Source organism: Corynebacterium sp. ACRPQ, assembly GCF_022347225.1.
Taxonomy (GTDB): Bacteria; Actinomycetota; Actinomycetes; order Mycobacteriales; family Mycobacteriaceae; genus Corynebacterium; species Corynebacterium tuberculostearicum_D.
On record NZ_JAKRNF010000002.1, the window covers coordinates 129147 to 149752 of the forward strand.

The 20606-nt window shown below is 57.9% G+C and carries 18 protein-coding genes and 1 riboswitch; of the genes, 6 read left to right on the forward strand and 12 right to left on the reverse strand.

The window, feature by feature from the left end:
- Positions 1-18 precede the first annotated feature (18 nt).
- The 9 genes from MHY24_RS02135 to MHY24_RS02175 all read right to left on the reverse strand — a co-directional run bounded on the left by MHY24_RS02135 (position 19) and on the right by MHY24_RS02175 (position 10329).
- Complete coding sequence (locus MHY24_RS02135; protein WP_239228191.1) at positions 19-1122, reverse strand: glycosyltransferase family 4 protein; 1104 nt, start codon at positions 1120-1122, stop codon at positions 19-21.
- The gene (locus MHY24_RS02140; RefSeq protein ID WP_367398043.1) at positions 1123-2166 is read right to left on the reverse strand and encodes an NlpC/P60 family protein; all 1044 of its coding nucleotides are present in this window, start codon (positions 2164-2166) and stop codon (positions 1123-1125) included.
- 113 nt (positions 2167-2279) lie between these two features.
- Positions 2280-2909 carry a C40 family peptidase gene (locus MHY24_RS02145; protein WP_239228193.1) on the reverse strand — a complete coding sequence of 210 codons (630 nt, stop codon included), beginning with the start codon at positions 2907-2909 and terminating at the stop codon, positions 2280-2282.
- Positions 2910-3867: 958 nt separating this feature from the next.
- Positions 3868-5490 (reverse strand): cytochrome bc complex cytochrome b subunit, encoded by a 1623-nt coding sequence (locus MHY24_RS02150; RefSeq protein ID WP_239228194.1) that lies wholly within the window; start codon positions 5488-5490, stop codon positions 3868-3870.
- Positions 5490-6710 carry a ubiquinol-cytochrome c reductase iron-sulfur subunit gene (locus tag MHY24_RS02155; RefSeq protein ID WP_239193586.1) on the reverse strand — a complete coding sequence of 407 codons (1221 nt, stop codon included), beginning with the start codon at positions 6708-6710 and terminating at the stop codon, positions 5490-5492. Before MHY24_RS02155 ends, MHY24_RS02150 begins: the two co-directional genes overlap by 1 nt.
- Positions 6707-7594, reverse strand: a complete 888-nt coding sequence (locus tag MHY24_RS02160; protein ID WP_005324465.1) for a c-type cytochrome — start codon at positions 7592-7594, stop codon at positions 6707-6709. The genes MHY24_RS02155 and MHY24_RS02160 overlap by 4 nt, the downstream gene beginning before the upstream one ends.
- A 53-nt stretch (positions 7595-7647) precedes the next feature.
- Positions 7648-8232 (reverse strand): heme-copper oxidase subunit III, encoded by a 585-nt coding sequence (locus MHY24_RS02165; RefSeq protein ID WP_179386734.1) that lies wholly within the window; start codon positions 8230-8232, stop codon positions 7648-7650.
- A 572-nt stretch (positions 8233-8804) separates the two neighbouring features.
- Positions 8805-9236, reverse strand: coding sequence for a cytochrome c oxidase subunit 4 (locus MHY24_RS02170; protein ID WP_005328946.1), 432 nt, complete (start codon positions 9234-9236; stop codon positions 8805-8807).
- 19 nt (positions 9237-9255) lie between these two features.
- Positions 9256-10329, reverse strand: a complete 1074-nt coding sequence (locus MHY24_RS02175; protein WP_005324460.1) for a cytochrome c oxidase subunit II — start codon at positions 10327-10329, stop codon at positions 9256-9258.
- A 390-nt stretch (positions 10330-10719) separates the two neighbouring features.
- Between MHY24_RS02175 and asnB the strand changes: the two genes are divergently transcribed.
- On the forward strand, positions 10720-12642 hold the full coding sequence (gene asnB / locus MHY24_RS02180; RefSeq protein WP_239228195.1) for an asparagine synthase (glutamine-hydrolyzing): 1923 nt from the start codon (positions 10720-10722) through the stop codon (positions 12640-12642).
- Positions 12643-12707: 65 nt separating this feature from the next.
- Here the strand turns inward: asnB and MHY24_RS02185 are convergent, their stop codons facing one another.
- Entirely contained in the window at positions 12708-13052 is a 345-nt protein-coding gene (locus tag MHY24_RS02185) for an iron-sulfur cluster assembly accessory protein (protein ID WP_005324455.1), read from the reverse strand.
- A gap of 141 nt (positions 13053-13193) precedes the next feature.
- Here MHY24_RS02185 and MHY24_RS02190 point away from each other — a divergent pair, with 141 nt between their 5' ends.
- Both MHY24_RS02190 and MHY24_RS02195 read left to right on the forward strand, forming a co-directional pair.
- Positions 13194-13886 (forward strand): DUF3043 domain-containing protein, encoded by a 693-nt coding sequence (locus MHY24_RS02190; RefSeq protein WP_239193582.1) that lies wholly within the window; start codon positions 13194-13196, stop codon positions 13884-13886.
- An 11-nt stretch (positions 13887-13897) separates the two neighbouring features.
- Complete coding sequence (locus MHY24_RS02195) at positions 13898-14692, forward strand: nicotinate-nucleotide--dimethylbenzimidazole phosphoribosyltransferase (RefSeq protein WP_239228196.1); 795 nt, start codon at positions 13898-13900, stop codon at positions 14690-14692.
- Positions 14693-14699: 7 nt separating this feature from the next.
- Here the strand turns inward: MHY24_RS02195 and MHY24_RS02200 are convergent, their stop codons facing one another.
- Entirely contained in the window at positions 14700-15797 is a 1098-nt protein-coding gene (locus MHY24_RS02200) for a branched-chain amino acid aminotransferase (protein WP_239228197.1), read from the reverse strand.
- Between the two features lie 103 nt (positions 15798-15900).
- Between MHY24_RS02200 and MHY24_RS02205 the strand changes: the two genes are divergently transcribed.
- The 3 genes from MHY24_RS02205 (at position 15901) to thiC (ending at position 20170) form a co-directional block, all read left to right on the forward strand.
- Positions 15901-17388, forward strand: a complete 1488-nt coding sequence (locus MHY24_RS02205) for a leucyl aminopeptidase (protein ID WP_239228198.1) — start codon at positions 15901-15903, stop codon at positions 17386-17388.
- A 38-nt stretch (positions 17389-17426) separates the two neighbouring features.
- Positions 17427-17963, forward strand: coding sequence for an isochorismatase family protein (locus MHY24_RS02210; RefSeq protein ID WP_204608295.1), 537 nt, complete (start codon positions 17427-17429; stop codon positions 17961-17963).
- A gap of 316 nt (positions 17964-18279) precedes the next feature.
- Positions 18280-18390, forward strand: a riboswitch (TPP riboswitch).
- Positions 18389-20170: a phosphomethylpyrimidine synthase ThiC gene (gene thiC, locus MHY24_RS02215; protein ID WP_239228199.1), complete on the forward strand. Its 1782-nt coding sequence runs from the start codon at positions 18389-18391 to the stop codon at positions 20168-20170. Its footprint overlaps the riboswitch before it by 2 nt.
- Here thiC and MHY24_RS02220 read toward each other — a convergent pair.
- Entirely contained in the window at positions 20162-20572 is a 411-nt protein-coding gene (locus tag MHY24_RS02220) for an oxidoreductase (protein ID WP_239228200.1), read from the reverse strand. The genes thiC and MHY24_RS02220 overlap by 9 nt on opposite strands.
- Between the last annotated feature and the right edge of the window lie 34 nt (positions 20573-20606).

The following is a 20606-nucleotide window of genomic DNA, read 5'->3' on the forward strand; positions in this document are numbered from 1 at the left end:
AACCGGGCTAGGGTCACATCAAGACATCAGCCGACGCAAACGCTGCCCCATAATCTGCCATGCCCAATTCTCCTCCACATGGCGGCGGCCCGCTTGCCCCATCTGCTGTCTACGGTGCGGATCACCTAGCAAGGCCTTCAACGCCTTAGCCAGTTCTTCCACAGAAGAGCCCTTGACGACGACCCCGGTCTCCCCCGTCACCGTCTCAGGCGCTCCGCCAGAATCGCCAGCGATGACTGGCACACCGCACGCTTGCGCTTCCAAATAGACAATGCCGAGCCCTTCCACATCTAGTCCACCGCCGCGAGTACGGGCGGGCATGGCAAAGACGTCGGCTGCGTGCAGCGCCGTATCGATACTTTCGGCCTCTTGGATCACTGCATCCGGACAATACATATCCGCTAACTCCACTAATGCAGCCCGGTAGCGGCCCCTCCCGATGAGAAGCAGCTGCGCATCCGGAAACTCCTCGCGCACGAGGGGCATGGCGCGCAAAAGCTGATCCTGCCCCTTGCGCGGTACAAAGCGCGAAATGCACACGATGGTCGGCCCATCGACTCCGAATTCCGCCTTTGCGGCGGCGCGTTGCTCTGGCGTGGCCGGAGAAAAATTCTCCACTCTCACCCCAGAGGGCAGGTGCTCCCAGCGAGGATGAGGACCGAATGGTCCTCGCAAGCGGCGCAAGGTGTAGCCGGAGATATAGGTAATAACGTCAGCGTAGTCACCAATACGCCGCAGACATTGTCTGGCAACGGGCACCATCGACCACCCCACTTCGTGTCCGTGCGTCGTTGCCACAACACGGGTGGCTCCTGCCTCTTTGGCCGGCTTGCCCATCAGAGCAAGGGGCGCGGCTGCCCCGAACCAGACGATATCAATATTTTCGGCGCGGATAATCTCCTGCATACGGCGCACCGTTGCTGGAGTTGGCAACATCACGCGACGGGGCCAACGGATCACCTTATAATCCGCCGCAGCATCAAACTTCGCCGGGGACTCCTGCGTAGAAGCAAAGACCACGACATCGCGCGGGTCCAAGGTAGCTACAAAATCACGCAGGTAAGATTGAATTCCGCCGATTTTGGGTGGAAAGTCATTAGTTACCAGCAGAATACGAGCCACTTAGTAACGCGCCGTTCCGGTAATCGGCATGGACTTAAGCGGCACTACCTGGACAGGTACGCCATAGGTAGAGGCGTGCACGACTTGACCATTACCTATGTACATGCCCACGTGAGTAACGCCTGGGTAGTATCCCACGATATCGCCCGGCTGCAGATCTTCTAGCGGTACCGAAGTACCGCCGGCAATCTGTGCCTGCGAGGTGCGCGGAATAGACTTTCCAATCTGCTGATAAGCCCAGAACATCAAACCAGAACAGTCAAATTGATCTGGGCCCGCTGCGCCCCAGCCATAGGGCGCACCTAGTTTGGACAGCGCGGCCGAAGCTGCTCCGTCAGCAACATCACCTAAGTCCACTTTTGGCTTGTCAGAGCCGCCGAACTGGCTCTCCCATGCCTTGCGCTGCTGCTCATCAAGGGCATCGACCTGCTTCTCGATGTCCTTTTGTTGCTTTTCTAGCTCCTCCTTTTCCTTCAGGAGGACCTCGCGCTGCTCTTCTAGGGCCTTCTTTTCTTCGCGTACCTTGTCCACAGCAGCCGCAGCCTTGTGCTTTTCGTCTTCTGCCATGGTCGCGGCGTTCGATTTAGCATCAAGAGTGCGTTGGGCCTTACGGGACAGGGCACCAAGGTAGCCCATGCGCTCTACAGCATCCGAAGGATCTTCTGCCGCCAGCGCTCCCGACACAGCGGAGCGGGAATCACCGCGATAGCGAGACTGCGCAATGCCATTGACCTTCTCTTGCTGTGCGGAAACATCGCCCTTAGCACCGTCCGCACGAGATTGCGCGTCGGCCGCTGCACGCTCAGAGTCCGCGACCTCAGCCTGCTTGTTCTCGAGCTCGAGTTCTAGCTCTTTTACTTCCTCATTCTTGGCGGAAACTTTGCGCGCGACCTCACCTACGCGCTCGACCAATGCATCCACATCTTCAGTGGTGGACTCTTGGCGCGGGGCAGCCTCTTGGGCAACTACCTGCGAGATTCCGGACACAGACGTAACAGCAAGAGCTGATACTAGCGCAGCTGCAGGAAGTATTCGTTTAGACACGTATGGACCCTTAGATTAAGAAAATTTGAAAATCGTACTTACTATAGCGGGTTTTACCCCCTAATGCACGACAAAGCCCTCCCCACGAAGGGGAGGGCAATATCCACCGCTTCTTAGAAGCGAACGGCCGAGTGGATCGGCATGTAGTTCAGGTCGCGCTCCTGAACTGGGACGCCAGAATTCAGGGCGTCAATAATGGTTCCGTGGCCGGTGTAGATACCGACGTGGGAAGCGCCACCGTAGTAGGCGACGATGTCACCCGGCTGCAGCTGGTCCAGCGGTACTGGGGTACCAGCGGAAGCCTGCGCCTGAGAGGTACGCGGGATCTGCTTGCCGGCCTGAGCGTAAGCCCAGCTGGTTAGACCGGAGCAGTCGAAGGCGTTCGGACCAGCAGCGCCGTAAACATACGGGGAGCCGATAACGGAGCGAGCTGCTGCGAGCGCCTTCTGGCCGACGGTCTGCTGTGCTGGAGCGGCCGGCTTGTGACCGGCTGCTGCGTAGTTGGTGTGCTGCTGGTTGGAAACCTTGCCCAAGGACGGTACGTAGCTGTCAATGTTTGGGACCTGGTCAATGTTCGGGACATTTTCAAGACCTGCTACCTCAAAGCGGTAGTCGGTATTAGGTACGACAACCTCAGCTGCCTGTGCGACGCCTGGTGCGACGACGGCTGCGGTTGCAGCGAGTGCTGCAGTAGATGCAATACGACGGGTATTAACAGTGCCCTGACGACGGTGCTGTGCCACGAGTAAAACTCCAAATCTTCCTGCGCGCCTACCTCCTCTTAAAAAAGGAAGCTCTGACCCTGGGGGACTAGCGTTCGTTGGAAAACCGTTCCTTTAGGATTTCCTCCACTCGGCCCCTCAGCAGGAAGGGCCAGATGCGGCGCTGTAATTCTTCTGTTCTGATTGAGCACCTTTTCGGGCGGTAACTCAATGTCTCGAATAGGTTACGAAATCATCACAAGCAATGTCCATTCGCGACACCAAAATAACGTTTGTTATCGCTTCGTTACCTTCCGTTGACCTTGTCGAGATTTAACCTCCACATGGACGCTAGTTCCCACCAGAATTAGATGCTTTAAGGTCACAAGCTGCACAAACGACAGAGGATGGCAGACACCCGACCAAGAGTTACCCTTACTAAGAAAAAGCTTAACAATTAAGAGAATTCTAAATTGTGACTTTCAGCACTAAGACATTTTGGCAGCCCCTTCTTCCCCACCAATTGACTCCTCTACCGCACGCCTAGAGCCTAGTTTTCATCGCAACTGCGCCCCGCTTTGCCGCCTTTCCTTGCGGTGCTTCTAGCTAAACCGCTTTCCGACGCCCATTAAGGCGCTCAATCGCCGAGCGCAGCGTGTCTCAAGCCAATAGCCTTTCGGCATTCACACCTACCTGAGCCCACGCACTAGGCTCCTAAGGCTGTAAATCACGAGAGAACCACTAACCACCGACAATTCGCGCACCAGAACACGTACTAAACCGACTTCACAACAAGCTTCAGCAGCAGTCCTTCAAATGCTTCAAGACTCATAAAGACTCACAGAAGCGCAACAGCCCCCTTCAAAAACTCTTGTTGCAGCTAGGAGAATAAGGACTGGGTTCGGAATTGATCTTTACATACGCAAGACCCGCCCTTGCTCCTTTAATAGGAGCCGGGCGGGTCTGTGAGCGTGTTTCGAGAAACCCTCAGGAAAAGCGGTTAGATGCGGCCGTTTTCCTCGTCCTCACGGCGGTTAGCCTCGTTGAGGCGGCGGAACATCTCCGCTTCCTCGTCGTGGTTATCCGAGTGGATTTCGTGTACTCGGTGCATAAGTGCCGAGTCATCAGGGCTGAAGGTACCCTGGGTCTCGGAATCAGCAAGTCCGAGGTGGTTCAGCTGCTTCGGCACCTGAGCGCCTGCGTACTCGAGAGGAACCGGGTGGCCTTCGGCGTCAACCGGGCCGAGCGGCTGGTGAACCTCGATGAAGGCACCATTCGGCATCTGTTTGATAACGCCGGTTTCAATACCGTGCTCCAGCACCTCGCGGTCAGAGCGCTGCAGACCAACACAAATGCGGTAGGTCATGAAGTACGCAATCGGAGGCAGCACGATGAGACCGATACGACCAACCCAGGTCATAGCGTTCAGCGAAATCTGGAAGAAGTGTGCCACGTGGTCGTTACCACCGGACAGCGTAACCAGCAGGAAGAACACGATGGCAGCCGCACCAATAGCGGAGCGGGTAGGAACATCGCGCGGACGCTGCAGCAGGTTGTGGTGTGCATCGTCACCGGTGAACTTCTTCTCCAAGAACGGGTACGCCATCAGCAGGACGACCATGAGGCCACACAGCAGGGCTACCCAGAACGCGGAAGGAATGGTGTAGTTGCCGATGTAGAGCTCCCATGCCGGCATGACACGAGCGACACCGTCAGTCCACAGCATGTAGATATCTGGCTGGGAACCAGCAGAAACCTGGGATGGGTTATAAGGTCCAAGCGTCCAGATTGCGTTGATGGTCAGCAGACCCGACATCAGCGCCAGTACGCCAGCAACCATCATGCCCATGCCGATAGCCTTAGTAGCGAAGACCGGCATAATGCGCACACCAACCACGTTGTTCTCTGCACGGCCTGGTCCAGGGAACTGGGTGTGCTTCTGGAACCAAACCATAATCAGGTGGGCTGCAATCAAGCCAAGGATGATGCCCGGAATAACCAGAACGTGCAGGATGTAGAAACGATCCAGCATCAGGTCAGACGGGAAGTCACCGCTAAAGATTGCCCAGTGCAGCCAGGTGCCGATAATCGGCAGGCCCAGGATGATGGCGGACATGATTCGCAGACCAACACCGGAAAGCAGGTCGTCCGGCAGGGAGTAACCAAGGAAGCCCTCGATCATGCCCAGCAGGATAAGTGCGCAACCGATAATCCAGTTTGCTTCACGCGGACGACGGAACGCACCGGTGAAGAAGATGCGCAGCATGTGCGCAACCATGGACATCATGAACAGCAGAGCTGCCCAGTGGTGCATCTGGCGTACGAACAGGCCACCACGAACTTCGAAGGAGATATCCAGCGCGGTGGCGTATGCGCGGGACATTTCTACACCATTAAGCGGTGCGTAGGTGCCGTCGTAAATGACCTTGGTGATGGAAGGGTCGAAGAACAGCGCCAGGTAGATACCGGTCAGTACAAGAATGATGAAGCTGTATAGCGCCATCTCACCGAGCATGAAGGACCAGTGGGTCGGAAAGACCTTGTTCAGCTGAGTCCTCAGCACGCCGGCGGCGCTATAGCGCTCATCCATGTTGTTGCCCATTTGGGCGAGTTTATTGCTCATTATGACTTACGCTCCCAGAATGCCGGGCCGACAGGCTCAATGAAGTTGCCCTGTGCAACGAGGTAGCCCTCGTCGTCCACCGTGATAGGCAGCTGTGGCAATGCGCGGGCAGCCGGGCCGAAGACCGGCTTTCCGTAGTGCAAAGCGTCGAACTGCGATTGGTGGCACGGGCACAGGATTCGGTTGGTCTGAGCCTCATACAGAGAGGTCGGGCAACCGATGTGGGTACAGATCTTGGAGTAGGCGTAGTAGTCGCCGTGGTGGAAGTCTTCCTGACCTTCGCGCTCGATTGCCTTCTGGGCGTCGTTGTGACGCAGGCGAATCAGCATGACCGCATTGCGGTTGCCGTGAATCGAGTGCATGTGGTGCTCGTAGACATCGCGCTCGGCATCGTACTTGTCGCCATCGTTGACGTCTTCTTCTGCCAGCGGGAAGACGGTCTCCATGCCGCCTGCTGCCAGATCCTCCGGGCGCACACGAACCAAGCGGGTAACACCCTTGGTGCTGTAGTGCTCACCGGTTTCACCGGAGTGCTTCTCGGCGATGGTACCGGTGTCGCGGGCCAGGTAAAGCTTGACGCCTTCATTGTGCAGGGTCCAGCCGGAAGTCCACAGGGTGCCGTCGCCGGCATAGTTCATATTGTGGCGAACCTTCCAGGGGTTCTTGATTGCGCCGCCAAGCGGAGCAATCACGGTTAGACCGAACAGAACGCCGGCGCCGCCCAGCAGACCTTGGACGGTCTTGCGGCGACCCAGAGTCGAGGTCTTCCAAGAATCGTTCAGAAGGGCGGTCAGGGTACGGCGGTCAACCTCTTCGGAAGGACCGTCGTGACGACGCTGAACGGAGATCTCCTCGGGGAGAATCTTCTTTACGTACTGAACGATGGCGATGCCCAAGCCGCAAATTGCGAGGGCAGCAGTAATTCCCAGCAGCGGGGTGTAGAGAGTGTGCCAAATGTGGCCCTCCTCCCCTAGCTGCTTGTACTGCCACGGCCAGAACAGGTAAACGCCAAGGAATCCGAGGCCGCCGATGACGGACAGGAACAACCAGATAGCAACGTTACGTCCAGCGCGCTTTTCAGCTGGGTCACCTTCGACTGGGAAACGCTCCTTGCGGAACGCAACGGTGACGTCATCGAGCTCGGTACCAAGAGCAGCGAGTTCATCGTTGCTCATCTTGTCGAGCTCAGCGTTAGTGTAATTCTTCTTCACATTGCTCATGAGCGCGATCCAATCCACATAGCGGCAGCGCACAGGGCGCTAATACCGATAATCCACATTGCCAGGCCTTCCGCTACTGGGCCGAGACCACCAAGGTCCCAACCTGCTGGGGAAGGAGTTTCCTTTGCAGACTTGAGGTAGGCAATGATGTCCTTCTTCTCATCTGCGGTCAGCTGGCGGTCAGAGAACTTAGGCATGTTCTGCGGGCCGGTCAGCATTGCCTGGTAGATTTCCTGCTCGCTTGCCGGAGCCAGCTCCGGAGCGAACTTACCGGAGGACAGAGCGCCGCCCTGGCCGGTGAAGTTGTGGCAGGAAGCGCAGTTCATGCGGAAGAGCTCGGAGCCCTTCGCTACGTCTTCTGCCTGGATTTCGCCATTGTAGTTAGCACCACGCAGCGATTCCTGAGCAACGCTTCCGTCGTCGTTGTAGACAATGTCTGCGCCGCCACCGTTGGCTGCAACATATGCAGCAAGAGCCAGAGTCTGCTGCTCGGTGTAGCGAGGAGCCTTGCGCTCTGCTTGGGCGTCGTTAGACATCATCGGCATACGGCCGGAGTGCACCTGGAAGTACACGGAACCAGCACCGATACCGACGAGGGACGGACCGCGACCTTCGATGCCCTGCAGATTGGCACCGTGGCAGGTGATACAAGCGGTGTCATAGATGTCCTTACCCTCTTGGACGAGGGCTTGGTCATCTTTTTCCGCCGTGGCGACCTGTGCGTCCGGGGTCAAGGCAGAAGCCAAGACGCCCGCACCGGACAGGCCAATCGCCAAAGCGAAGCCACCGGCAAGGGTGCGCTTCGCCTTGCGGCGACGGCGGGTCTTCTTAGCCGCCGCAGTGGTCTGCTCCACTGCCACGGACTGCGAATTGTTATCCATCATTTTCCTTTAGATAACTCGAACACGGGAGGACTGTTTGGGGATCTTGGCCAGTGCTACTGGACCAAGTAAATAACGGTGAAGACGCCGATCCACACAACGTCAACGAAGTGCCAGTAGTAGGACACTGCCATTGCTGCGGTCGCCTGTGCCGGCGTGAACTTGGACTTAGCAACGCGCGCGAGGATGATTGCAAAAGAAATCAGACCCGCGGTCACGTGCGCAGCGTGGAAGCCGGTGATGATGTAGAACACCGAACCAAAGACGCTGGACTGCACAGTCACACCTGCGTGAATCAACTCGGTCCACTCAAACGCCATGATGCCCAGGAACACAACGCCCAGTACCAACGTCACGGTGTACCAGAGTCGAAGCTTGTAAACGTCACCCCTTTCTGCGGCAAACACGCCGAACTGCGAGGTCACAGAAGAAGAAATCAGCACTGCCGTAATGAGGAAACCCATGGGCAGGTTGATATGGGCAGTGTGCTCCGCCCAATCGCCTTCCTGACCGTTTGCTCGCGAGGTAAACCACATCGCGAACAGTCCGGCAAAGAACATCAATTCCTGAGACAGGAACACGATAGTGCCGACACTGACCATATTGGGTCGGTTCAGTGAGGCAGCACGTGGTGCTGTCATACCTTGGTTAGAAACTACGCTCGTCACAGTGGCTATTATGGCCGTTCCGGGCGCTGAAGTCACCTCGATTCCCCCCGCTTTCTCCACTCTTTTTTGATGCTTCGTCCAGCAAAAGGCCAGCAAGTCAGAGTCAAAAACTTTATTTTTCCTTACGGGAACTTTTCGCCCCGCTTTCCGACGCCCCATTGATGCAGGTGACACCACACGTCGGGCCCCACCCTGAAATTCCGAAGCACCCCGGCCACCCGACGCCTCCACTTATCGATGCACCAGTCCGTGTACCCGCCCCCGTTGCCTGGAGAGATAAATCACACTCCACGAGCTCCCTAAACGCCCTGCTTTACAACTTTCGAACGACCCCCGCAAAAATCGGCTCCCACGTGCCAGAATGCAGAAGAAGCGCCATCGCGAACATGCAGCAAGATCAGCCACTCCTCCCCCACCGGTAAAACTTTTGAAATTCTCGGGAACTTTCTTGCGTCGCGGACGACGCTGGATCGCCAAAGCCCTCCTAGCCATAGTGACTAGGAGGGCGGAGAAGTTTTAGGCAGGGATTCCTTTACATCGAGGAATTAGTGCTTTTCCTTCGGCAGGCCGTACTGGAGGGACAGGCCGGTGCAGGCCGCGATGAGGCAGACAGCGCCGAGGGCAATCAGCCAGAAGTAGAGGAAGATGATTCCCAAGCCAAGAAGGCCAATGGCGCCAGTCATAGCCAGCGGCCAGATGGAGCCTGGGGAGAAGAAGCCAAGGATGCCAGCGGCATCTTCAGTTTCTGCCTCTTCCCAATCCTCTGGCAGGACGTCACTGCGGTCATCAGTGAAGTGAAGGTAAGCACCCAGCATCATGCACAGCAGGAAGGCAAGGAACATGCCCACGATGCCAACCCACTCGGCACCGTAGAGGTAGCCATCGTCCTTAACGAAGGTGACGCCGAAGATGTAGACAATCAGCGAGACAAGAAGGTACGTCGCGATTGAGTAAAAGACTTTCGATGTTGCACGCATTGTGTTGTGTCCTTATCTCTTATGCCGCGGTGTTTACGTAGTTGTCGCCCTTAGCGGTGTCACGCTCGCCGGAGAACGGGTGGGTGGTTACCGCATATGGGTCCTGGCCGATTTCTTCCAGGGCTTCCGCGTTGGTGGCCTCTGGGTTGTCCTCACGGAACTTCAGGTAGGTATTGAAGTCCTCCGGAGAGACAACGCGGATTTCAAAGTTCATCATCGAGTGGTAGGTACCGCACATCTCGGCACAACGGCCAACGAATGCGCCCTGCTTCTCAATCTTTTCCACCTGGAAGCTACGCTCCTGAGCGTTTGCCTCTGGGTGTGCGTAGACGTCGCGCTTGAACAAGAACTCCGGTACCCAGAATGCGTGGGACACGTCGCCGGAAGCGAGGCGGAACTCAATCGCAGTATCGGAAGGAAGAACCAGAACCGGAACCTCTTCGGTGGTACCGACGGTCTCAATCTTGTTGTAGTTCAGGTAGGAAAGGTCGCCCATGGACTTACCGTGGATTGGGTTCGGGTTGTCCACGCCCTCAGGGTCGTGAGCAGTCTTCTCTGCCTCAGCCTGACGCTCCTTGTCGGCACCGTCGTAGTTCTCACCATTGACATGGTTCTCGGCGTAACCAAACTTCCAGTTCCACTGGAACGCAGTAACGTCGACGACAACCTTTGGATCCTTATCCAAGGCGGTGACCTTCTGCTGAGTCTGAACAGTGAAGAAGAACAGGCCCATAATGATGAGGATCGGGACGATGGTCAGAACCATCTCTAGCGGAACGTTGTACTGAATCTGGCGCGGGAACTCGCCCTTGCCATCCTTCTTTGCCTTCTTCGCGCTCCAGCGGAAGATTGCGGTGAGGAACAGGCCCCACATAATAAAACCAACGATCCATGCGGCAACCCAGACCCAAATCCAGAAGTTGTACATGGCCTCTGCCTCAGGGGTAATACCCTTCGGCCAACCGAATCCCAGGAGGTTCTCTACAGCAGTTGGCGCCTGAACGTCACAACCTGCCAGAGCGAGTCCACCCAGGGCAAGTGCGCCAGCTACGCCCGCCTTGCGGGCAAAGGTGCGCTTATTACGCTGTCCCACGTGTGTTCTGCCTTTCTGTCCACACAAAACTTCTCGAATACTCACAGAGCACTCTTACCCAATCAGAATAGAGGAGAATTGCCAGATTCCCAGCCAGTTTAAAGGCATAAAAGGGCACCTAGTGCGCTCATTTCATATTCTCCTTCTGGTAGGTTACCGCCCCACCTGCACAATGTTCCAACCGCACCCCCAGCAGCCCCAGAATCCATGTGCGCCAATTCACAGGAATCGGACGGAACCATCATCCGAAAGTTCGCACCCCTATCGGGGAAGCTAATTCCAAGGCAGTCGGCAGGTTTCCTTAAGCCGTGGCGTGTTCTGGTTTCACGCTCTCTGGCCGTAAAGTGGGTTACTAGCAATAGACGCTTATATATAAGGAGCAATCTTTACATGTGCGGACTTCTTGGCATGCTCGCCGCCACGGGCAACGTAGATAAGTACGTTGACGCGCTGGAACGTTCCCTGCCCTGCATGCGCCACCGCGGCCCAGATGCGGCCGGCACGTGGCATGACGGCGATGCCGCCTTCGGCTTCAACCGCCTGTCCATTATTGACTTGGAGCACTCCCATCAGCCCCTCCGCTGGGGCCCAGAGGACGAGCCCGACCGCTACGCCATGACCTTTAATGGCGAAATCTACAACTACGTGGAGCTGCGCGAGGAGCTCAAGGGCCTCGGCTACACCTTCCACACCGAGGGCGATGGCGAGCCCATCGTGGTGGGCTACCACCACTGGGGCAAGGACGTAGTCAACCATCTGCGCGGCATGTTCGGCATTGTCATCTGGGACACCCACACCAAGACGATGTTTGCCGCTCGCGACCAATTTGGCATCAAGCCGCTGCATTACGCCACTACCGAGGCGGGTACCGTTTTCGCTTCGGAGATGAAGTGCATCTTGGAGATGGCGGATCAGCTCGGTCTAGATCTCAACCTTGACCGTCGCGCCATTGAACACTACGTGGACCTGCAATACGTCCCGGAGCCAGAATCCCTCCACGCGAATATTCGCCGCGTAGAATCCGGCTGCACTGTTACCCTTCGTCCAGGCGAAGACGTTGTCGCCGAGCGCTACTTCAAGCCTCGCTTCCCTGTGCAGCAGGTTAAGCAAGGCGAAGAGCAGCAGCTATTTAACCGCATTGCAGAGGCGCTGGAAGATTCCGTCGCTAAGCACATGCGTGCCGACGTCACCGTGGGTTCCTTCCTATCCGGCGGCATTGACTCCACCGCTATTGCCACTCTGGCCAAGCGCCACAACCCGGATCTACTGACTTTTACCACCGGCTTTGAGCGCGAGGGCTATTCTGAGGTCGATGTCGCGGCAGAGTCCGCGGAAGCTATTGGTGTGGAGCACATCGTCAAGATTGTCTCCCCCGAAGAATATGCCGAGTCCATCCCGAAGATCATGTGGTACCTGGACAATCCGGTGGCTGACCCCTCGCTGGTCCCGCTGTACTTTGTGGCGCAGGAAGCCCGCAAACATGTCAAGGTAGTTCTTTCCGGCGAGGGCGCGGACGAGCTCTTTGGTGGCTACACCATCTACAAGGAACCACTATCCCTCGCGCCGTTTGAGAAGATCCCGTCGCCGCTGCGTCGCGGACTGGGCAAGCTCTCCCAGGTTCTACCGGAGGGCATGAAGGGCAAGTCCCTGCTTAATCGCGGCTCGATGACGATGGAAGAGCGCTACTACGGCAACGCTCGTTCCTTCAACTTTGAGCAGATGCAGCGCGTTATCCCGTGGGCAAAGCGCGAATGGGACCACCGCGAGGTTACCGCCCCCATCTACGCCCAGTCCAAGGACTTTGATCCGGTTGCCCGCATGCAGCATTTGGATCTATTCACTTGGATGCGCGGTGACATCCTGGTCAAGGCCGATAAGATCAATATGGCCAACTCCCTGGAGCTGCGCGTGCCATTCCTAGACAAGGAAGTCTTCAAGGTTGCCGAGTCCATCCCATATGACCTGAAGATTTCGCACGGCACCACCAAGTACGCCCTGCGCAAGGCCATGGAGCAGATCGTCCCGGCGCATGTACTGCACCGCAAGAAGCTGGGCTTCCCAGTGCCGATGCGCCACTGGCTGGCCGGCGATGAGCTATACGGCTGGGCCCAGGACACCATCAATGAATCCCAGACCGAGGACATCTTCAACAAGAAGGAAGTTCTCGAGATGCTCAAGGAGCACCGAGATGGCGTTTCCGATCACTCCCGCCGCTTGTGGACCGTGCTGTCCTTTATGATTTGGCACGGCATCTTTGTGGAAAAGCGCATCGATCCGCAGATCGAGCAGCGCGACTACCCGGTCAAGCTCTAAGAGCCTTCCACACAAAAAAGAGGGTGGGTGCCAGTGGCACCCACCCTCTTTGTATTTCCTTCTCTTTAGTTGAAGGAATCGCCACAAGCGCAAGAGCCGGTGGCATTCGGGTTATCAATGGTGAAACCCTGGGACTCGATGGTGTCAGCGAAGTCAATCTTGGCACCGGTCAGGTAGGGAACGGACATCTTGTCCACAACGAGGTTTACGCCGCCTACCTGGTCAACCTTGTCACCGTCCAAAGTGCGGTCATCAAAGTAGAGCTGGTAGCGCAGGCCAGCGCAGCCACCAGGCTGGACGGCAATGCGCAGGGAGAGATCGTCGCGGCCTTCCTGATCAAGCAGCGCCTTTGCCTTTGCGGCTGCTGCTTCAGTCAGAATGACGCCGGTTGCGGAAGCTGGAGCGGTCATCACTTCTCCTCAATAAGTATTGGATTCGTTGCCACTACCCTACCCGGTTAGTTCAGGTGGGAAAAGGTAGCCCATACCTACAACACCATCTGGGCCGGGCCTATTCCCCTATTCACACCTACACCTTGTAGTGTGAGGAACGTGAAACTCCCGTGGCAAAAAGATGATAAGACCTCCACTGAGCCTGCTCCTGTACAGGACAAAGCTCAGGCAGAAGTTCAGGAAGTGCCCCAGCGCAAGGGCTACACCCCACCGAAGGGTCGTCCTACGCCAAAGCGCGCAGAGCAAGAGATTGCACGCGGCGTAAAGCGCGATCCCAATGGCATGTCCGATGCGCAGCGGTACCAGCATCGCAAGGACATGAAGAAGTCCATGAGCAAGGACGAGTGGAAGGAATATAAGAAGAAGGAGCGCCAAGAGCGCCAGCAGGCCAACCGCGAGCAGCAGGCCCGCATGGCAGAGGGCGATCCGCGCTTCCTGCCCGCCCGCGACCAGGGTGAAGTGCGCGCCTATGTGCGCGATTGGGTGGATGCCCGCCGCAGCCTGAGCAACTGGGTCATGCCGATGGCCCTGGTGCTCATCGTGGTCATGTTCTTGACCTACGCGGTACCCAGCATTGCAACACTCATCAACGCGGTAGCGATGGTTATCCTCGTTATCTTCGCCATCGAGGGCGTCATTCTGGCCCGTCGCTGCAATAATGCCGTGCGCGCCAAGTTCCCCGGCACCACCGAAGCCGGCTTTAGCCTTGGTTTTTATGCGTATTCTCGCGCCAGCCAGCCGCGCAAGTGGCGCATCCCGCGCCCCCGCGTGGAGCTCGGCGCTGACGTTTAAGGGGACTACTCATGGCCATTCCGCAGCCCGATAAGCAGGCACGCACCGCACAGGACGCACAGCTCGCCCCTTGGGGGCGCCTGACCGACGCCGCTCAATGGCTGGCTGCTTGCCAAGGCGCGGCGCCTGCCCATGAGCCGCGGCGCGTGCGGGCCGTGATTTTCGCGGATCAAGAGACCTCGCTTTCGGCCGCTGAGACCGCTGCGCGTCGCGCCGAGGCCGGGCTGAATGTAGTCACCGTGACGGATTATTCCCAGGCCTACAGCCTTGGAGCTGCAACAGCGGATGCGGAAATTGATGCCGGGGCTGACCTACTGATTCCCGGCGGCGAAGAGCTCGCCCGAGTACCGGCCGTGGTAATGGCAACTATGACGCAAACGGAACCGGTAGTGATCGTCGGCAAGCAGCGCAGCGTGGAAGACTGGAAGCGCGAGGTTTGCGCTATCCGGGACGCCATGTTCCACGCACGCAACCTCGAAGGCATGGAGCTGGTGGAATCGTGCCAGTCCACCGTGCTAGCAGCCACGGTGGGGTTCATTGCCCGGGCCGCGGAGCGCCGTACGCCCCTGCTTATCGACGCCCCCTTGACCGCCACCGCCGCGCTTCTTGCTGAGCGCGATAATCCCGGTGTGAAAGACTGGCTCTTCGCCACCACGCTGTCCCCTGCCCCTGCGCATAAGTTGGCACTGGAAAAGCTAGGGCTCCACCCCCTGCTGGAACTGGGAATGGAGCCACAACCTACGCTCGGTGCCCTCGCGGCGCTGCCACTGCTGCTCACCGGAGTGGAGATCGCCGCGGACGCCTAAGCGGGGACTACTTCACTAGGGTATGGAGCCAACCGTGGGTATCCTCCACTGCGCCGCGCTGGATTCCGGTGAGACGCTCGCGCAGGGCCATGGTGATCTCACCCGCTTCATTCCCATTGACCTGGAAATCCGCAGAATCTCCCATTACGTGACCCACCGGCGTAATAACCGCGGCAGTGCCACAAGCAAAGGCCTCTGGCATAGCGCCGGATTCGGCATCGCGCTGCCACTCTTCGGTAGTAATCCGGCGCTCGGTGACCTTGTAGCCCAAATCCTGCGCTACCTGCAATAACGATTCGCGGGTAATGCCGGGCAGCAAGGATCCCGATAGTTCTGGTGTAACAATCTCCGCGCTATCACCAGAGCCGTACACAAACATCAGGTTCATTCCGCCCATCTCCTCGATGTAACGGCGCTCAATGGCGTCCAACCAGACCACCTGGTCACAGCCCTTTTCATCTGCCTGGGCCTGCGCCAAGAGCGAGCCTGCGTAGTTGCCCGCAAACTTGGCCGCGCCGGTGCCGCCAGGGGCTGCGCGCACGTAGTCGGTGGATAGCCACACCGAAACCGGCTTGATCCCGCCGCTGAAGTAGGAACCCGCTGGGGAGGCAATGAGCACATAGCGGTAGGAATTGGCGGGGTGAACACCCAAGGAGACCTCGGTGGAGATCATAAATGGGCGCAGGTACAGCGCTGCTTCCCCGCCGGCTTCTGGTACCCAGTCCTGATCCGCTTCCACCAATTGGCGCAGGGACTCGATAAACTCCTCCTGCGGAAGCTCGGGCATAGCCAGGCGCTCAGCGGAGTTGATAAAGCGCTGCGCATTGTGGTCCGGCCGGAAAGTAGCGATAGAACCATCCGGCTGACGGTAGGCCTTGATGCCCTCAAAGATAGCCTGCCCATAATGGAATACGTTGCTGGCCGGGGCCATGCTCATCGGACCGTACGGGCGCACCTGAGCATCGTGCCATCCCTTTTCTTCGGTCCAGTCAATGGTGACCATGTGGTCTGTAAAGTGCTTGCCAAAGCCGGGATTGGCGAGGATATCGCTCAATTCTTCCGCGGACGTAGGGGTATCGTTACGAGTAATCGTGTAATCAAGCATGCCCACAATCTACCCCTTTATCTATAGCGAGGCAGGAATAAGTTCATCACCGCGCGGTACAGTGGTGGGAAGATTGATAAGCCTTTCCATAAAGGAGGAGACAATGGCACAGTCCGATCTACCAGCACGCGGCCACTTTCCCCAGGTAAAGCTGGGAAAGAAGGTTCCTAAGAAGGCGGAAGCTCTACTTATCGCCGCTTTCGAGGGCGAAGGCGGCCTAGAACTGCCAGGCACCGAATTACTTGGGGGCGCAGCGCTGCGCTCCACTTATGAGGCGCTGGTGGCCGTCGGGGCCTCTGGCAAGACCGGTGAAGTCACGCGCGTGCCGGCTCCGGCTAAGGCGGGTGTAGCATCCATCATCGCCGTTGGCTTGGGCGATGCGGAAGAAGTAGACGATGAGACGCTGCGCCGCGCTGCCGGCCAGGCCGCGCGTTCCATCACCAAGGTGGGGGCCGTAGCCACCTCCCTGGGCGATTTCGGTATCACCCCAGTGGTGGAAGGCCTCATCCTCGGCGGCTATAAGTATTCTGGCCTGCGCTCCGAGTCGGCCGCGGAGACCACCACTTTCACCGTGGTGGCGGAGAAGTCCGCACAAAAGGAATTCGACAGCGCCAAGATTACCGCCGAGTCCGTTCTCATCGCCCGCGACCTCGTCAATACCCCTTCCAACCTGCTCTACCCAGAAACCTATGCCGAATTCCTCTCTGCCCAAGCGGCAGAGGCCGGCCTTGAAGTCGAGGTCTTGGACGAAAAGGCGCTGGAAAAGCAGGGCTTTGGCGGCATCATGGCCGTCGGTCGCGGATCCGCCCGCCCGCCGCGCTTGGTCCGCTTGAGCTGGAAGCCGAAGAAGGCCAAGCGCCACGTCGCCCTAGTAGGCAAGGGCATTACCTTTGATACCGGCGGAATTTCCCTGAAGCCGGGCGCCAAGATGTGGGACATGATTTCTGACATGGGCGGTTCCGCTGCAATGGCCGCCGCCATCATCGCTGCGGCAAAGCTGAACCTGAAGGTGGGCATCACCGCTACCCTGCCGCTGGCAGAAAACATGCCGGGCAGCGATGCCACCCGCCCGGGTGACGTCATCACCCACTACGGCGGCATTACCTCCGAGGTACTCAACACTGACGCGGAGGGCCGCCTCGTGCTTGCCGACGCCATTGCGCGCGCCAGCGAAGACAACCCCGATTACCTCATCGAAACCGCGACCTTGACCGGCGCCCAGATGGTCGCCCTGGGTGAGCGCACCGCCGGCGTGATGGGCTCGGAAGAATTCCGCGATCGCATGGCCGAGATTGGCCGCGAGGTGGGCGAAAAGGCATGGGCCATGCCTTTGCTAGAGGAACACGAGGAATCCGTGAAGTCCGCCAGCGCCGATATCCGCAATATCAACGCCAAGCGTGAGGGCGGCATGGAATACGCCGGCACCTACCTCCAGCACTTCGTGGGCGAGGGAATCGAATGGGCCCATATCGATGTGGCTGGCCCTTCCTTCAACACCACGGGCCCTTATGGATACACCCCGAAGATGGGCACCGGCGTGCCCACCCGCACGGTGGTTGCCGCCCTGCGCGAGATTGCTGAATTAAAGTAGCACCACAACAGGCTTGTTGCGTTTAGAATCCTAGAGGCATGAAGCCTGCTTTAATCATCGTTGACGTACAACATGACTTCTGCCCCGGCGGCGCCTTAGGCACCGAGCGGGGCAATGAGGTCGCTGCAAAAATCGCCTCCCTGCAACAGGACTACGAAACCGTCGTAGCCACGCAGGATTGGCACATCGATCCGGGTTCTCACTTTTCTAAGGACCCGGATTTTGTCGATTCTTGGCCAGTGCACTGCGTAGCCGACTCCCACGGGGCGGCCATGCATGAGGCCATCGGGCCGGCGCAAGCCTACTTCCGCAAAGGTGAATACACCGCGGCCTATTCCGGATTCGAGGGCGCTGCGAACGGTACCTTGCTCGCTGACTGGTTGCGCGAGCGCCACATAGACGCCGTGGATATCGTGGGCATTGCCACCGATCACTGCGTGCGCGCCACGGCCGCCGACGCCTTGAGAGAAGGGTTCACCGTCCGCGTACTGCGTGAGTACTGCTCCCCCGTTGATGATGCCCGTGGCGAGACCGCGTTGCAGGAATTGGCCGCTGCCGGTGCCACCATCTGCTAAGCGCACGACAACGCCTACGGCCCTCGAACCGAATCTGGTCCGAGGGCCGTAGGCGTCTCTCTACAAAGTGTTTCCATGTATCAGCTAAAGCAGCCGCCCTCTGGAAACGGGAGGGGTTCTCTCTATCTCTCTCGCATGCGCTCTCTCAAACGCATGAATTAAGTATGGAATGCCGATATTGGATCCGGGTGTCAAGTACCTGAAAGTTTCCTGTTGAATTGTGCCACCAAGGCTCCTACTACCTCACCTCGACAAATGTGTCTCCACCCAAATGGCGAAAGCTCTGCGCTACGCGAGACGATTGTTATAGGGTGATCTGCGTCCCCACGGGTGCCCGAGCACGGGCTGAGAGTGCGCTAAAGCTGCGCATAGACCGTTCGAACCTGTTTGGTTAATACCTACGAAGGAAGAGAGGAGCGCTTGCCATGACGGCTGCCCCAGAAAACCACCCTAAGCATTCCTATTCCCCCATTCACCACGACGGTCTAGAAGTTCCAGAGACCGAAATCCAACTGGATGATTCCCCACAAGGCCCCAATGAGCCCTTCCGCGTCTACCGCACGCGTGGGCCAGAATGCGCACCTGAAGTGGGGCTACCGGCCCTGCGCAGCGAGTGGATTAGCGAGCGCGGAGATACCAAAGAGTACGCCGGTCGCGGCCGCGAGCTGGCTGACGATGGACGTGCCGCACAGCGCCGCGGGGCGTCTTCCCAAGAGTGGAAGGGCTCTAAGCGCCCGCCGCTTAAGGCTCAGCCCGGGCGCCGCGTAACTCAAATGCACTACGCCCGCCAAGGAATCATCACCCGCGAAATGGAATTCGTAGCACTACGTGAGCATTGCGATCCAGAATTCGTTCGCGCTGAGGTAGCTCGCGGCCGCGCCATTATCCCTAATAATGTCAACCACCCCGAGTCTGAGCCCATGATCATTGGGCGAAAATTTCTCACCAAAATCAACGCCAATATTGGTAACTCCGCGGTTACCTCCTCCATCGAGGAAGAAGTGTCCAAACTGCGCTGGGCTACCCAGTGGGGCGCGGACACCGTAATGGATCTTTCCACTGGTGACGATATCCACACCACCCGCGAGTGGATTCTGCGCAATTCCCCAGTTCCCATTGGCACCGTGCCTATTTACCAAGCATTGGAAAAGGTAAATGGCGTGGCAGAGGATCTGACCTGGGAAATCTTCCGCGATACCGTCATCGAGCAATGCGAACAGGGTGTGGACTATATGACCATTCACGCCGGTGTGCTCTTGGCGTATGTACCGCTAGCAAGCAATCGCGTGACCGGCATTGTCAGCCGCGGTGGCTCCATCATGGCGGGATGGTGCCTTGCTCACCACAAAGAGTCATTTCTGTACGAGCACTTCGATGAGCTGTGCGAGATTTTCGCTCAATACGATGTTGCATTTTCGCTTGGCGACGGCCTGCGCCCCGGCAGCCTTGCCGATGCCAACGACGCCGCCCAATTTGCAGAGCTAAAGACTATCGGCGAGCTTACACGCCGCGCCTGGGAGTATGACGTCCAAGTCATGGTGGAAGGCCCCGGACACGTGCCGCTCAACATGATTCAAGAAAACAACGAACTCGAACAGGACTGGGCTTCAGATGCCCCCTTCTATACCCTCGGCCCTCTAGTTACCGATATCGCCCCTGGCTATGATCACATCACTTCCGCCATCGGTGCCGCCCATATCGCAATGGGTGGTACAGCCATGTTGTGCTATGTCACGCCGAAGGAGCACTTGGGACTGCCCAACCGCGATGATGTAAAAACTGGCGTCATTACTTATAAGATTGCGGCGCACTCAGCGGACGTTGCCAAGGGACATCCAGGCGCCCGCGCTTGGGACGATGCCATGAGCAAGGCCCGCTTTGAATTTCGCTGGAATGACCAATTTGCGCTCTCCCTCGACCCAGAGACCGCGCAGGCCTATCACGATGAAACGTTGCCTGCTGAGCCAGCAAAGACCGCACACTTTTGTTCCATGTGTGGGCCGAAGTTCTGCTCCATGCGCATTAGCCAAGACATCCGCGAGATGTTCGGCGGGCAAATGGCCGAGCTGGGCATGCCGACGCTGGGCGACCAGGTCCGCGCGGCAGCCCACGGCTCAGCACCAGAGGAAGGTATGCAGGAAAAATCCGCCGAATTCCGCCGCAACGGGTCTCAAATTTATTTACGCGAGGATGCTGACCTAGCTTAGCTCTCGCCCTGTATCGGGATTTTCGCCGCGCTCAAATCGGGCGCGGCGTTGCCTTTGCTCTTCCCTTTTGCGCAAGATGCGCTGCCTTTCCATGCGATCGCGCATGCGCTGCGGATAGCCGGTTTCTTCTACATCATAAATATCGCAGCTCAATAGTTTGGCCACCGCATCGATGCCCTTTGGCCCGCCGATACGACGGCGAATGAACTCGCCGTTTTCATCCACAACAACAACGGACATCTCATTGACTACCGTTTCCGGCTCCACAAAGGCTTCTATAAAAGCCTTTCCGGCGGCCCACTGTTGCAGATCCTGCGCGTCTTCCGGGCGGACGGTCTCCCCCGGTCCGCGGGGTGGTCGCAGCGACGATCTGGACTTATTGCGGCGGAAAGGGTTGAACATAATTGCCTAGCTTACCCGGAAGGAGGGTAGTTAC

Excerpts from the sequence above, each read along its gene's own strand:
- MHY24_RS02150 (WP_239228194.1), bottom strand. The coding sequence starts at position 5,490 with ATGAGCAATAAACTCGCCCAAATGGGCAACAACATGGATGAGCGCTAT.
- MHY24_RS02155 (WP_239193586.1), bottom strand. The coding sequence starts at position 6,710 with ATGAGCAATGTGAAGAAGAATTACACTAACGCTGAGCTCGACAAGATG.
- MHY24_RS02160 (WP_005324465.1), bottom strand. The coding sequence starts at position 7,594 with ATGATGGATAACAATTCGCAGTCCGTGGCAGTGGAGCAGACCACTGCG.
- MHY24_RS02165 (WP_179386734.1), bottom strand. The coding sequence starts at position 8,232 with ATGACAGCACCACGTGCTGCCTCACTGAACCGACCCAATATGGTCAGT.
- MHY24_RS02170 (WP_005328946.1), bottom strand. The coding sequence starts at position 9,236 with ATGCGTGCAACATCGAAAGTCTTTTACTCAATCGCGACGTACCTTCTT.
- asnB (WP_239228195.1), top strand. The coding sequence starts at position 10,720 with ATGTGCGGACTTCTTGGCATGCTCGCCGCCACGGGCAACGTAGATAAG.
- MHY24_RS02185 (WP_005324455.1), bottom strand. The coding sequence starts at position 13,052 with ATGACCGCTCCAGCTTCCGCAACCGGCGTCATTCTGACTGAAGCAGCA.
- MHY24_RS02195 (WP_239228196.1), top strand. The coding sequence starts at position 13,898 with ATGGCCATTCCGCAGCCCGATAAGCAGGCACGCACCGCACAGGACGCA.
- MHY24_RS02200 (WP_239228197.1), bottom strand. The coding sequence starts at position 15,797 with ATGCTTGATTACACGATTACTCGTAACGATACCCCTACGTCCGCGGAA.
- MHY24_RS02205 (WP_239228198.1), top strand. The coding sequence starts at position 15,901 with ATGGCACAGTCCGATCTACCAGCACGCGGCCACTTTCCCCAGGTAAAG.
- MHY24_RS02210 (WP_204608295.1), top strand. The coding sequence starts at position 17,427 with ATGAAGCCTGCTTTAATCATCGTTGACGTACAACATGACTTCTGCCCC.
- thiC (WP_239228199.1), top strand. The coding sequence starts at position 18,389 with ATGACGGCTGCCCCAGAAAACCACCCTAAGCATTCCTATTCCCCCATT.
- MHY24_RS02220 (WP_239228200.1), bottom strand. The coding sequence starts at position 20,572 with ATGTTCAACCCTTTCCGCCGCAATAAGTCCAGATCGTCGCTGCGACCA.